We start from the raw sequence: 13,282 nt of genomic DNA, 5'->3' as shown, positions 1-13,282 counted from the left end.
GCCGGCTCAGGACCAGCGCGCGGCCAGCTGTTCGGCCAGCTGCGCCGGGGCGCCGAGCTCGGCACCACCGGCCGCCATCAGTTTCACCGCCGATGCGTCGTAGCAGCCTTCCAGCGACTGCCCGGCGACATGGCCACCGCGGGTGGCCAGCGCCAGCACGGCATCGATCCGTGCCGGGTCCGCGCCGCTGAGCACGATGACCGCGCTCTCGGCCGGCGGCAACGACGCGACCAGCTCGCTGTCGCCGTCGGTGAAGGCCAGGCCCTCGTCGCTGGCTTCGATTCCGACCGCCTGGGGCAGCACGTAGACGGTCGCCGCGGAGACGGCGTCGCCCGGCATGGCCATGGCCACCGGCAGCGCCGATACGCGCGCCAGCTGCTTGACCAGGTTGTCGTAACGCCCGCCGTCAAGCTTGAGCTGGACCAGCAGGGGCCGGGTGAACCCGGCCGGGAGCGCGCCGATCAGCTTGCGTACCGCATCCGGGCCGCCGATGCCGGCGATCACCAGGACCGCACCCTTGACGATATCGTCGGTCCCTTCCGGCTCCAGCGCCACGAGTTCGAGGCGCGAGAAGTCCGGCAGCGGGGGCGGTTCGCGCCCGGCGCGCTCGAACGCCGGCGCCGCGGCATCGTCGCTCAGCGACCAGGCCAACGGCGACGGCGCGGCGATGGCCGGTTCGGGCAGGTTCTCGCCGGGGCGGTCCTCCGGCAGCGCCTCGGCGCGCGCGGCGGCTTCGGCCAGGTGGGTATCGAACGGATCCTCGGCGTGCAGCTGGGCCGGCGTTGCCGGGGCACCGGGCTGCAGGTCGATCACCAGGTCCTGCTCGCGGCCGGGCGGGAGCACGTCGTCGTGGCCGTGCAGCTTGGCCGCCAGGTGGCGGATCCAGCGCTGCGCTTCCCAGCCATCACGACGCGCGGCCAGGTCGGCCTCGTCGAACACGACCAGCAGGCCGGGCGACTCCAGCACGGGCTCCAGGGCGACCAGGGCGTCTTCGACCGCCGGCTCCAGCGCGACCAGCACCGCCTGCGGCCCGGCCGCGGCCAGGGTACCGGCGTCGAGCACGGTCGGATCTTCCTCGAGCACCACCTGGGCGCCCGCCGCATCCAGCGCTTCGCGCAGGCGGTCGCGCGCGGCACCGGCGCGGGCGAGCAGCGCCACCGGCTTGCGTGCGTCAGCCACGGACACGGGCGATCCCCAGCAGGTCGTACACGTTTCGCATCAGGTCCAGTTCCTGGTACGGCTTGCCGAGGTAGCGCTGCACGCCGATCTCGAACGCGCGCTGGCGATGCTTCTCGCCGGTACGCGACGTGATCATCACGATCGGCACGCCGCGGAAGCGGTCGTCCGCGCGCATGGCGGTGGCCAGCTCGTAGCCGTCCATGCGCGGCATCTCGATGTCCAGCAGCATCAGGTCGGGCACGCGCTCCTCCAGGCGCTCCAGCGCTTCGATGCCGTCGCGGGCGACGACCACCTCGAAGTTGTGGCGCTCCAGCACGCGGCCGGTGACCTTGCGCATGGTCAGCGAATCGTCGACCACCATGACCAGCGGCACGTGGCGCGCCTGCTGCGGCTCGACCGCGGCCGGACGCTCCGGCTGGGCCAGGTGGCGGCGTACCAGCGGCGCGACGTCGAGGATCACCACCACGTGGCCGTCGCCGGTGATGGTCGCGCCGTAGATGCCCGGGACCGAGGAGATCTGCAGGCCGACCGGCTTGACCACGATTTCGCGGTTGCCGACCACCTGGTCGATGGCCACCGCGGCGCGCAGGTCGCCGGCGCGCACCAGCAGCAGCGGCACCTGCGCCTGGCCCTCGGCCTTGGCCGCGCCCTGTCCGACCAGCAGGCCCAGGTCGTGCAGCGCGTACTCCTCGCCTGCATAGCGGTAGACGCCGCCACCGGCCTCGAAGCGCTCGCGCGAGATCCTGCCGATGCCGCTGACCGAAGCCACCGGCACCGCGAAGGTGGTTTCGCCGATCTGCACGAACACCGCCTGGGTCACCGCCAGCGTCTGCGGCAGGCGCAGGGTGAAGGTCACGCCCTTGCCGGCGACCGAGTCGATCTCGACCGTGCCGCCAAGCTGGCGCACCTCGTTGCGGACCACGTCCATGCCCACGCCGCGGCCGGCCAGCTGGCTGACCTTCTCGGAGGTGCTGAAGCCGGATTCGAAGATCACCGAGTCCAGCTCGGCATCGGTCAGCTCCGCACCCGGCTTGATCAGGTTGCGCTGTTCGGCGCGCCGGCGGATCGCGGCGCGGTCCAGGCCGCGGCCGTCGTCGGCCACCTGCAGCACGATTTCCGAACCTTCGCGGCGCAGCGCGATGGTGATCGTGCCTTCCTCGTCCTTGCCGTTGCCGCGGCGGTCCTTCGGCGACTCCAGGCCATGGGCCACCGAATTGCGCAGCATGTGCTCCAGCGGCGCGACCATGCGATCGAGGACGTTGCGGTCCAGTTCGCCGTGGGTGCCGTCCAGGCGCAGCTGCACCTGCTTGCGGGTGTCGTGCGCGGCCTGGCGGACCACGCGGCGCAGGCGCGGGACGATGCTGTCGAACGGCACCATGCGTGCGCTCATCAGCCCGTCCTGCAGTTCCGAACTCACGCGCGACTGCTGCTGCAGGAGCACGTCGTACTGGCGCGCCAGGTCGTCGAGCACGCCCTGCAGGCCGGTCAAGTCGGCCGCCGATTCGGCCAGGCCGCGGCTGAGCTGCTGCAGCGTGGAGAAGCGGTCCAGCTCCAGCGGGTCGAAGGTCGGGTCGGCGCTGTCCTGTTCACGCTGGTAGCGGGCGACGATCTGGGCCTCGGTTTCCAGGTCCAGGCGGCGCAGCTGGTCGCGCAGTCGAGCGTTGGTGCGGTCCAGCTCGGCCATGGCGCTGCGGAACGCACCCAGCTGCTGCTCCAGGCGCGAGCGGTAGATCGCCACTTCGCCGGCATGGTTGACCAGGTTGTCGAGCAGGTCGGCGCGCACGCGCACCTGCTCCTGCGGCGCGCGCGGCGCGCCTTCGTCGGTGGCGACTGCCGCCTCGTCCTCCACCGGCGCAGACAGGGGCACGTGCATGCGCACGGGCTCCGGTTCCGCGGCTTCGGCGATCGCCGGCGCACCCTTGGGCTCCGGAACGTCCGCAGTCGCTGGCGGTGTCGCCAGCGCGGCCACGTAGCTGGCCTCGGCGGACTCGCCGGGCACGGCCACCGCTTCGCCGCGGATCCGCGCCTCGAACTCGTCGATCAGCGCCTGCGGGATGTCGGTGGCGCGATGCACGCGGGTGTGCTGCAGCAGCCGGTGCAGGGCGTCGAACCCGCGCTCCAGCAGCTGGATGTCGCCGCGCTGCAGCTCGGTGCGGTGTTCGGCCACGGCTTCCAGCAGCGATTCGATCACGTGGCCGAGGTCGCCGATGCTGGCGATGCCGGCCATGCGCGCGCCGCCCTTGAGCGTGTGCAGGTCCCGCTGCAGGCCGATGATCGCCTCGCGCGAGGACGGGTCCTGGCGGAGCTCCTGGATCAGGCCATCGACGTGGTCGAGGATATCGACGCCTTCCTCGACGAAGATGTCGACCAGGTCGCGATCCAGTTCGTTGAAATCGAGCATCGGACCGTCGGCCACGGCCTCCTCCTCGGAGCGGAACTCGGGCAACGGCGCGCCAAGCGCCGGCATGGCGACCACGGCGGCGACGGTCGCCTCCGCTTCGGCAGACGCCACGTCGGCATCTGCGGCCGGCGCGGTCGCCGCAACGGCCTCTTCGTCCGCGATGCCCATCGGCGCACCGTCGTCGGCAGCGGCAGCGGCTGCCCCGGACGCGTCGGCGGCTCCTGCGTCGATCGCCTCGGCGGCGCCCATGTCCATCTCGAAGACTTCGAATTCGGCTTCGAGCTCGGCTTCGGTTTGATCCGCGGCGTCTGCTTCCATTGCCGGCACGCCTGCAGGCTCGCCTTCGGCCTCCGACGCATGCGCCTCCGACAGGTTGCCGGTCGCGGCTTCCGCATCGACCGCCTCCACGTCGACGAAGGCGGCATCCACGGACTCGTCGCCGGCGTCGGTCGCATCCGATCCGGCCGCGACATCCGCTTCAGGCGCGTCGGCCGCGACTTCGCCGACGGCTTCGAGGTCGAAGTCTTCGACGGGCTGGTCTGCCTCCTGCGCGGCGACCACCTCTGCGCGATCGGCCGCATCGCTACCCACCACCGCCGCGGCGGAAGCCGCCGCGAACACGCCGCTGGCGGCGGCAACGCGGCCTGCATCGGCGTCGGCCGGCATGGGGACATCGGCCGGTGCCTGGTCCAGGTACGCCGCCAGGTCCTCGACGCTGGTGAGCTCGACGCCTGCCTGCGGGAGCGTGTCCTGCAGCGCTTCGGCCTCCGGCTCGGCGACCTGCGGCCAGCGCGCCTCGGGCAGGCTTTCGGACAGGGTGCGCAGGCGCTCGGCCAGCGCGGTGAAGCGCGGAATGCGCGGCGACTCGGCCTGCAGCGCGCGGATGCAGCCACGGATGGCGTCGGCCATCGCCGCCAGGGCGTCGACCGCCTCGGCGTCCGGCACCCGGGACGCGGCGAGCGAGCGCTTCACGAAGGTTTCGGCCGCGTCGGTGACGCCGGTGATCTCCGGCACGTCGGTCATGGCGAACGCGCCGTTCATGGTGTGGATGGCGCGCAGCAACGCCTCGCTCGCCGGCTCCGGCGCCTGGCGCGCCGAGGCGATCCAGGCATCGACGGTCTCCAGGTGCGAAGCGACCTCGGCCTCGAGGATCTCGCGCAGGACGCTGTCGACCGACGCTGGCGTGCCCTCTTCGACCACGGGGACCGGCTCGGCCGCGGGAGCCGCGGACGGCGCGGTAGCCGGGGTGTAGAAGACGTCCTCGCCGGCGGCGATGCGGTCGGCGACCGCCTCCATCGCATACAGGTCGGCGGTCACGCTGCCTTCGCCGCGCAATGCCGCATCGAACTGCGGCAGCACGTCGCAGGCCTGCTGCACCATCGCCAGCACCGCCGGACCCGGGACGCGGGTGCCGTCGAGCACGCGGTTGAGCATGCCCTCGATCTTCCAGCTGAATTCACCCAGCGCGCGCGCGCCGACCAGGCGGCCGCTGCCCTTGAGCGTATGGAACACGCGGCGGATCGGGCGGAGCCGCTCGAGCTCCTCCGGCGCCTGGCCCCAGTGCGGCACCATGCGCTGCAGGTTGGCGCGCTCCTCCTCGAACTCCTCGAGGAAGACTTCGCGTATGTCGGCGTCGATGTCCTGGGTATCGTCGAAACCGCCGATGACCTCGACAAGCTGCAGGCTGGCGATGGCCGGCGCGGGGACGGCCGGCGAAGCGACGGCATCAAGGCCGGCGGCGGCAGCGGAAATCTCGGCGATCAGCGAGGTGGAGTCCGCATCGAGCTCGATGCGGCTGATCCGGCTCTCGTAGACCTGGGCCGGCCGCACATCCGGCTGGACCTTCATGCTCAGGTCCAGCCAGGTGTCGGTCCCGGCTACCGGGGAGACCTGCGGCAGGTCGTCCGGCAATGCAGGAACGGCCTCTGGCGTGGCGCCGGCGGCAACAGCCTCCTCGGCCGCGGTCGACCCGGCGGCGCTCGCCGCGCCTTCGTCGACGGCGGATACCTCCACGCCCCCGATGGCATCGGCCTGAGGCGCCGCTGCGGTCGACGGCGCCGCCGCCGCGGCCTGGCTGTGGCCGGCATCGCCGACGGCGCCGCTGTCGAGTTCGGCCGCCACCGGATCGAAGCTGATCCACTGCGCGTTGTCGACCGCAGGCGGCTCCGCGATGGCGGCCACCTCGACGGCCGGCATTTCGATGTCGAGCGCCGGCGCCTCAAGCACCTCGCGCTCCGGCACCGCTGCCGGCCCGGTGGCATCGGCATCGTCTGCCAGCGGGGCGGCGGCCTCGTCGTTCTCGGCAGCCACCGGATCCCAGGAGGAGAAGGTCGCCGCGACGGCCGCCGGCGCAGGCGCCAGGCCGACAGCAGCCACGGCCACCGCTGGCGCGGCTGCGGCCTCGACCTCGGCGTCGGCCTCTTCCGGCAACGGCCAGTAGTGCAGGCTTTCCAGGCTGCTGCGGGCGATCTCCAGGATCTCCTCGCGGTTCGGCCGGCGGTCGCGCAGCGCTTCGAGGTAGTACTCCAGGCTGGCCATGGCGTCGGCCAGGGTGTCGAGCTGGCGCCCGCTGGGCACGCGCCGGCGCTGCAGCAGCTCGGTCGCGATGTAGCGGCGCACCCCTTCCAGGTAGTCGGCCGGCTGCGGCAGGTCCAGGATGCGCAATGCGCCCGAGACCTCCGACAGCAACTGCGGCACATCCTTCAGCCGTTCGTGGTCCCAGTTGGTCTCGATGAAGGCGACGAAGTGCTCGCGCGCGGCGGCGAAGTTGGCGATCGCCTCGTGCGCCAGCACCTCCACCGTGCGCCGCGCCTCGGCCGCCGCGGCATCCTCGCCTTCCTCGCCCGCGCCCAGGCGGGCCACCTGGTCGTCGAGCGATGCATCCACGTAGAGCAGGGCGCCGGCGATGTCGAGCAGCGCGCTCTCGCTGGCCGGCTGTTCGCCGCGCGCGATGGCGTCCAGCGCCTGGCGCTGCTGCAGCACGACGTCGCGGGCCACGCCCAGGCCGAGCATGCCCAGGGTATCGGCGACATTGGCCAGTTCGGCGGTCTGGGGCTGCAGCGAGGCGGCGTCGCCGCCGGTGCGCAGGTGCAGGTCCAGCGCGTCCTTGACCCGCAGCAGTTCCTCCTTGACCACCCCGCCGACGGTGTTGAGCAGGTCGCGGTTGCGGCCGGCCAGGCTGCCGCGCGCATGGTCGAGCTCGGCCTCGCTCGGCGCGTGCACCTCGAGGTCGAACGCATCGCGCAGCGCGTCCAGCGCGGGATGCGTCGCCCTTGCCTGGGCGATGAGGTACAGCAGCTGGCGGGTCGGTTCCTGGCTGGCCACGCCCTGCGCGTTCGAGGGCGCGGCCTCGTCCTCGTGCGCCTGGCGCACCGCGCGGGCGATGCCGGCGAACGCACCGCGCAGGGCGTCGCTGGCCGCCAGGGCGCCGTCGCGCAACGCGGTGGCGGCCGAAGACAGCACCCACAGCATGCGGCGGGTGGTTTCGTGGCGGGCGTTCTCGAGCAGGTCGGCCGCGGCCGAGGCCAGCGCCGCCGGGTCGGCCGGCGCGGCCTGTTCCGGCCATGCCGCCAGCGCCTGGTCGAGGCGCGCCTGCGCCGAAGCCACCCGGTCCTGGCGCTGGGTCCACGGCAACGGCGAGGCCTCCGGCACCTGGTCCGGCAGCGGGCCGCTGAGGTCCGGCGCGAACAGCACGCTCTCGCTCAGGACCGCCGCGCCACGCGCGGCGCGGATGTCGTTGAGCAGCGGCAACAACACGATCGGGATGTCGCGGTGGCCGTTCTGCAGTCGTTCGAGGTAGTCGGGCAGCAGCACGGTGCCGCGCATCAGGGTCGCGCAGGCCTCGTCGCGATCGCTGGCCGCCCCCTGCTGCACCGCCTGGGCGAGCAACTCCATCTCCTCGGCGACCATCGCCGGGGCATACAGCTCGACCATGCGCAAGGTTCCCTGCACCTGGTGCAGGTAACCGGCGCAGAAGCGCATGCGGCTGGTATCCGCCGGATCCTCGGCGAACGCCTCGACCTCGTTGCGCGCCTGGCGCAGGGTCTCGTCAAGCTCCGGCTTGACCCATCCCAGCACCGCGTGGCTCATCGCGTCGCGCAGGGCGCTCATCGGCGGCTCCCGGCGAGGCGGGGCCGGCCGGCGTTGCCGGGCGCGGGCGGGCGCTTGTTGCTGACCATCCTCATCGACTCATTCCCCCGTCGCACGCTCAGGCCGGCAACTTGAAGTCGGCCACCGAGCGGCGCAGGTCCGCCGCCAGCTGCGCCAGGTGTCCGATCGAGTCGGCGGTCTGTCCCGCACCACGCGAGGTCTGTCCGGAAATCTGCTGGACCACGCCCATCGTCTTGGTGATGTCGGCCGCCGCGCCGGCCTGCTGCTGCGCCGCGACCGAGATGTTCTTGATGAGGTCGTTGAGCGCGTTGGACACGCGCTCGATCTCGGTCAGCGCGGTGCCCGCGTCCTCGGCCAGACGGGCGCCCGACACCACTTCGGCGGTGGTCTGCTCCATCGAGCTGACCGCTTCGTTGGTGTCGGCCTGAATGGCCTGGACCAGGCCTTCGATCCGGCGGGTCGCGCCGGAGGTGCGTTCGGCCAGCCGCTGCACTTCGTCGGCCACGACCGCGAAGCCGCGGCCGGTTTCGCCCGCCGCGGCGGCCTGCACCGCGGCGTTGAGCGCCAGGATGTTGGTCTGCTCGGAAATGTCGTTGATCAGTTCCACGATCGAGCCGATCTCCTGCGAGGACTCGCCCAGGCGCTTGATGCGCTTGGAGGTCTCCTGGATCTGGTCGCGGATCTGGTCCATGCCCTGGATCGTCTCGCGCACCACGCCGGCGCCCTCGGCGGCGATGACCACCGAGCGCTGCGCCACTTCGGCCGATTCGGTCGAGTTGCGCGAGACCTGCTCGATGCTGGCCGCGATTTCGTTGATGCGCTGGGAGGCGGCGGTGATCTGCTCGGCCTGGTGGTTGGACGCCTCGGCCAGCTGCAGTGCCGTGGCCTGGGTTTCCTGCGACGAGGCCGCGACCTGCACCGAGGTGGTGGTGATGGTGGTCACCAGGTTGCGCAGCTCGTCGACCGCGTAGTTGATAGCGTCGGCGATGGCGCCGGTCATGTCCTCGGTCACCGAGGCCTTCACCGTCAGGTCGCCCTCACCGAGCGAGCTGATTTCGTCCAGCAACCGCATGATCGCCTGCTGGTTGCGGCTGTTGAACTCGACCTGCGCCTGGTAGCGGATCTCCTGCTCGCGCGAGCGGCTGCGCACCGACGTCCAGACGAAGCCGATCAGGGAGATCAGCGCCAGCGCGCCGGACACGATGCCCAGCCAGAAGTTCGGGAACAGGCGCGTGTCGCGAACCGAACCGAACGCGGAGAACGCGTCGAACAGCTTCTTGCTGGCCTCGAGCATCTCGTCCGAGCCGGCGGCCAGGCTGGCCGCCGCGCCCTGCGCGGCGAACAGGTTCTTGGAGCTGCCCAGGATCGCGTCCAGGTCCTTGCGCATCTCGCCCCAGAGCGCCTGCGACTGCTCCAGCGCGGCCAGCGCGGCGGCGTTGCGGACGGGGGCCACGCCCAGTTCCTCGTTGCCCTGGGCCAGGCCTTCGAGCACCTGGCCGAACACCACGGCGTCGCGCGCAAGCGCGTCGCCGGCGGCGGCGGCGGTCGGGCCGCCGGCGCGGATTTCGGTCACGCGGCGGGCCATGGTGCCGGCCACCACGACCTGCTGCAACGCGCTGAACACCTGCGAGGCCGGCGCGCCGCCGGCGGTCATCGCGCGCACCACTTCGTTGAGCTGCGCCTGCAGCTGCGGGACGCGACCGGCGAAACGGTCGGCGTTGCCGGCCAGCGCGAGCACCGCCGGCTCGCTGGCCACGATCTGCGCGGCGCTTTCGCCCAGCGGCGTCCACACCTCCACCAGCTGGCCGAGCTGGCCGGACACGCCGGGTTCCGCACCGAAGCGGCCCTGCAGGTCCGACACGGTGCTCTCGATCTGGGCCTTGGTCTGGCGGAAATCCTTGAACGCCTCGGCATTGCCCGACACCGCGTCACGGCCCTGGTTGGCCAACTGCTGCGAGAGCACCTGCAGGTCGGCCGCGCCGGTGCCGGCGCCGGCCAGGCGGCTGCCCTGCCAGGTGGCCACGCCGGTGTTCAGGCCGAACACGATCACCGAAAGGGCCAGCAGGACGAGCCAGAAGCCTGTGCTGACGCCACCCAGGCGGCTGGTCTTGGCGGTGTCCGGTGCGGTGCTCATGCGTTGTAACCTCGGTTCGGTGCAGGGCCGGCCGGCTCAGGCGGCGGCTTGGCGGAATTCGGGGGTGCGGGCCAGGCGCGACAGGGAGAACACGCCCCAGTCGGCCCCGTCGCTGTGGAAGGCGCGATCGACGAAGTGGCCGTAGCGGCCCTGCGCCAGCGGCGCCGGGTCGATCGCCTGTTCCTCGCCGAAGCTGCGCTGGCCGTAGAGTTCGTCGATGGTCAGGGCGACGTCGCCGCCCTGCTGGCGCATCACCAGCACGCGCTGGCCTTCGTGCAGCACGGTGCGCTCGCCCTCTAGGAACAGCTTCAGGTCGACCACCGGGAACAGGTTGCCGCGCAGGTTGCCGATGCCCAGCAGCCAGGGCTGCGCGCCCGGGACCGGGGTCACCGGCGGCATCGACAGGATTTCGACCACCTCGCCGAACTGCGAGACCAGGCGGCGGTCGCCGACGCGGTAGCCCACACCGCGCCAGGTCTCCGGACCCAGTTCGCGCGCGGGCAGCTGCACGGCGTGCAGCAGGCTGCGCTGCTCGTAGTCGGCGAGGATGTCGAACGGAGTGCGCATGTCAGGCGGTCACCAGCTGGTTGATGCGCTCGAGGAGGTCTTCCTCTCGCGGCGGCTTGACCACGTAGTCGACCGCACCCTGGCGCATGCCCCAGGCACGGTCGGTCTCCATGCTCTTGGTGCTGACGATCAGCACCGGGATCTTGCTCGTGGCCGCGTCGCGGGTCAGCGCGCGGGTGGCCTGGAAGCCGCTCATGCCCGGAAGCACGACGTCCATCAGCACCAGGTCCGGCAGCTGCTTGCGCGCGATTTCGATGCCGTCCTCGGCATTGGTGGCGAGGATGACCTGGTGGCCACCCTTCTGCAGCCACTGGGTGAAGACCGCCCGATCGGTCGGCGAGTCTTCGATCAGCAGGATTCGAGCCATGTTGTTGCCTGCCCCCCGGTCAGGCGTTGACGTACGTGCGGATGGCGCCCAGCAGTTCTTCGCGGGTGAATGGTTTGGTCAGGTACTGCTCGGAGCCGACGATGCGGCCGCGCGCCTTGTCGAACAGGCCGTCCTTGGAGGACAGCATGATCACCGGCGTGCCCTTGAACTTCTGGTTGCCCTTGATCAGCGCGCAGGTCTGGTAGCCGTCCAGCCGCGGCATCATGATGTCGACGAAGATGATCTGCGGCTGCTGGTCGGCGATCTTGGCCAGCGCCTCGAAGCCGTCGCTGGCGGTGACCACCTCGCAGCCCTCGCGCTTGAGCAGCGTTTCGGCCGTCCGGCGGATGGTCTTGGAGTCATCGATGACCATGACCCGCAAGCCGGCCAGTGCCCCGGTCGGGGCCGTGTTGTCAGTCATTACCCTAATTCCCCATGCGCGCGGCGCTTCTTCCGGCGCCACTGCGAAGGTGTCTATATCCCAGTCCGGCCAGAGACTGTCAAGCCCGGCGGCATAATGGCGCCCACCCTGAACGGGCAGGATGCGGGAGCGGCCGCATTCCCTGACGCGCGTCGCATTTTTGACGCGCCGGTGCCGGCGGCCGGATCGGCTACCATCACCGGTCCCTCCCCTGCGGCACCCGCCTGCGCGCCATGACCGCCCCCCTCGACGTCATCGTGGTGATGGACCCGATCGGGTCGATCAAGATCGCCAAGGACACCACCTTCGCGATGCTCCTGGAGGCGCAGCGGCGCGGGCACCGGCTGCACTACGTGCGGCCGGGCGGGCTGTCGGTGCGCGACGGCCGCGCCGTGGCCCGAACCGCGCCGCTGGCCGTGCGCGACGACAAGGACGGCTGGTTCACCCTGGGCGACTTCGCCGAGCGCGCCTTCGGCCCGGGGCAGCTGGTGCTGATGCGCAAGGACCCGCCGGTGGACGCCGAGTATGTCTACGACACCCAGGTCCTGGACCTGGCACGGCTGGCCGGGGCGCAGGTGGTCAACGACCCGCGCGGGCTGCGCGACTTCAACGAGAAGCTGGCCTCGATGCTGTTCCCGCAATGCTGCCCGCCGACCCGGATCAGCCGCGACGCGGCCGAGCTGAAGGCGTTCGCCGCCGAGCAGGGCAAAGTCGTGCTCAAGCCGCTGGACGGGATGGGCGGGCGCTCGATCTTCCTCAGCCAGGCCGGCGACCCCAACCTCAACGTGATCCTGGAGACGCTGACCGACGGCGGCCGCAAGCTGGCGCTCGCGCAGCGCTACCTGCCGGAGATCGTCGACGGCGACAAGCGGATCCTGCTGGTCGACGGCGAGCCGGTCGACTACTGCCTGGCCCGGATCCCGCAGGGCGACGAGTTCCGCGGCAACCTGGCCGCCGGCGGCCGCGGCGAGGGCCGTCCGCTGAGCGACCGCGACCGCTGGATCGCCGCCCAGGTCGGCCCGGAGATGCGCCGCCGTGGCATGCGCTTCGTCGGCCTGGACGTGATCGGCGACTACCTCACCGAGGTCAACGTCACCAGCCCGACCTGCGCGCGCGAGCTGGACGCGCAGTTCGGCCTCAACATCGCCGGCCTGCTGTTCGATGCGATCGAAGCCGGCCCGCCGGCCGACGCCGGCGCATGACCGCCGCGGCCGCCGCCCCGCCGCCGCCCATCGGCCCCCGCCAGCGCCTCAACGCCACCGCGGTGCTGTCGCTGCTGGTCCACGGCATCGTGATCCTGGGGCTGGGCTTCGCGTTCAAGGAGGAGGCGCCGCTGGTGCCCACGCTGGACGTGATCTTCAGCCAGACGCGCACCGAGCTGACCCCGGAACAGGCCGATTTCCTGGCCCAGGCCAGCAACCGTGGCGGCGGCGAGCACGACAAGGCCCAGCGTCCGCGCGACCTGCAGGCCGGCGCGATCCCGCTGGCCGAACCGGGCGAGGAGCCGCTGCCGCAGCGGCAGAGTGCGGCGGTGGAAGCGCCGCCGCCGCAGGCGCGGGTGGTCGCCAGCCGGCGCGGCGAAGAAGCCATGGTCGCGGCGCAGCCGCGCGAGCCGCTGCACGTGCCCGACTTGCCGCCGGTGAGCGAGGCCCGGGCCGCGCGCGACGCCGAGATGGCGCGGCTGGCGGCCGAGGTCTACCTGCGCTCGGAGCTGTACGCGAAGCGGCCGACGCGCAAGTTCGTCTCGGCGAGCACGCGCGAGTACGCCTACGCCAACTACCTGCGCGCCTGGGTGGACCGGGCCGAGCGGATCGGCAACCTCAACTATCCCGACGAGGCACGCCGCCGGCGCCTCGGCGGCCAGGTGGTGGTCAGCGTCGGCGTCCGCCGCGACGGCAGTGTCGAGAGCACGCGGATCCTGCGTTCGAGCGGCACGCCGCTGCTGGACGAGGGGGTGCTGCGCATGGTCCGCCTGGCCGAACCGTTCCCGCCGTTGCCGGACACCGGCGACAAGGTCGACATCCTGCACGTCACCCGCACCTGGGTGTTCGTGCCGGCGGGTACCGTGCGGACCGAGTAGCTCAAGCCAAAGCCAAAGCCAAA

At 71.8% G+C, this 13,282-nt stretch carries 8 protein-coding genes; 2 read left to right on the top strand and 6 right to left on the bottom strand.

The window, feature by feature from the left end; translation table 11 throughout:
- Positions 1-6: 6 nt before the first annotated feature.
- From CSC66_RS07015 to pilG, 6 genes are all read right to left on the bottom strand, one after another.
- Positions 7-1,185, bottom strand: a complete 1,179-nt coding sequence (locus CSC66_RS07015; protein WP_238394318.1) for a chemotaxis protein CheB — start codon at positions 1,183-1,185, stop codon at positions 7-9.
- Entirely contained in the window at positions 1,172-7,690 is a 6,519-nt protein-coding gene (locus CSC66_RS07010; RefSeq protein WP_162376681.1) for an Hpt domain-containing protein, read from the bottom strand. The genes CSC66_RS07015 and CSC66_RS07010 overlap by 14 nt, the downstream gene beginning before the upstream one ends.
- A gap of 97 nt (positions 7,691-7,787) precedes the next feature.
- The gene (locus tag CSC66_RS07005; protein WP_162376680.1) at positions 7,788-9,824 is read right to left on the bottom strand and encodes a methyl-accepting chemotaxis protein; all 2,037 of its coding nucleotides are present in this window, start codon (positions 9,822-9,824) and stop codon (positions 7,788-7,790) included.
- A gap of 36 nt (positions 9,825-9,860) precedes the next feature.
- On the bottom strand, positions 9,861-10,391 hold the full coding sequence (locus tag CSC66_RS07000) for a chemotaxis protein CheW (RefSeq protein ID WP_162376679.1): 531 nt from the start codon (positions 10,389-10,391) through the stop codon (positions 9,861-9,863).
- Between the two features lies 1 nt (position 10,392).
- On the bottom strand, positions 10,393-10,758 hold the full coding sequence (locus CSC66_RS06995) for a response regulator (RefSeq protein WP_162376678.1): 366 nt from the start codon (positions 10,756-10,758) through the stop codon (positions 10,393-10,395).
- A 19-nt stretch (positions 10,759-10,777) separates the two neighbouring features.
- Complete coding sequence (gene pilG, locus CSC66_RS06990; protein ID WP_162376677.1) at positions 10,778-11,179, bottom strand: twitching motility response regulator PilG; 402 nt, start codon at positions 11,177-11,179, stop codon at positions 10,778-10,780.
- Positions 11,180-11,412: 233 nt separating this feature from the next.
- Between pilG and gshB the strand changes: the two genes are divergently transcribed.
- Together gshB and CSC66_RS06980 are read left to right on the top strand one after the other, a co-directional pair.
- Positions 11,413-12,381, top strand: coding sequence for a glutathione synthase (gene gshB, locus CSC66_RS06985; protein WP_162376676.1), 969 nt, complete (start codon positions 11,413-11,415; stop codon positions 12,379-12,381).
- A complete protein-coding gene (locus tag CSC66_RS06980) occupies positions 12,378-13,259 on the top strand; it encodes an energy transducer TonB (RefSeq protein WP_162376675.1) in 882 nt (293 codons plus the stop codon). The genes gshB and CSC66_RS06980 overlap by 4 nt, the downstream gene beginning before the upstream one ends.
- Positions 13,260-13,282 lie beyond the last annotated feature (23 nt).

It is taken from the genome of Pseudoxanthomonas kaohsiungensis (genome assembly GCF_010211765.1).
Classification (GTDB): domain Bacteria; phylum Pseudomonadota; class Gammaproteobacteria; order Xanthomonadales; family Xanthomonadaceae; genus Pseudoxanthomonas; species Pseudoxanthomonas kaohsiungensis.
Note: the sequence above shows the minus strand (reverse complement) of the source record. Positions and strands in the feature narration are given on the sequence as shown.

What these genes read in the sequence shown, in the direction of transcription:
- CSC66_RS07010 (WP_162376681.1), bottom strand. Translation starts at nt 7,690, where the DNA reads ATGAGCGCCCTGCGCGACGCGATGAGCCACGCGGTGCTGGGATGGGTC.
- CSC66_RS07005 (WP_162376680.1), bottom strand. Translation starts at nt 9,824, where the DNA reads ATGAGCACCGCACCGGACACCGCCAAGACCAGCCGCCTGGGTGGCGTC.
- CSC66_RS07000 (WP_162376679.1), bottom strand. Translation starts at nt 10,391, where the DNA reads ATGCGCACTCCGTTCGACATCCTCGCCGACTACGAGCAGCGCAGCCTG.
- CSC66_RS06995 (WP_162376678.1), bottom strand. Translation starts at nt 10,758, where the DNA reads ATGGCTCGAATCCTGCTGATCGAAGACTCGCCGACCGATCGGGCGGTC.
- pilG (WP_162376677.1), bottom strand. Translation starts at nt 11,179, where the DNA reads ATGACTGACAACACGGCCCCGACCGGGGCACTGGCCGGCTTGCGGGTC.
- gshB (WP_162376676.1), top strand. Translation starts at nt 11,413, where the DNA reads ATGACCGCCCCCCTCGACGTCATCGTGGTGATGGACCCGATCGGGTCG.
- CSC66_RS06980 (WP_162376675.1), top strand. Translation starts at nt 12,378, where the DNA reads ATGACCGCCGCGGCCGCCGCCCCGCCGCCGCCCATCGGCCCCCGCCAG.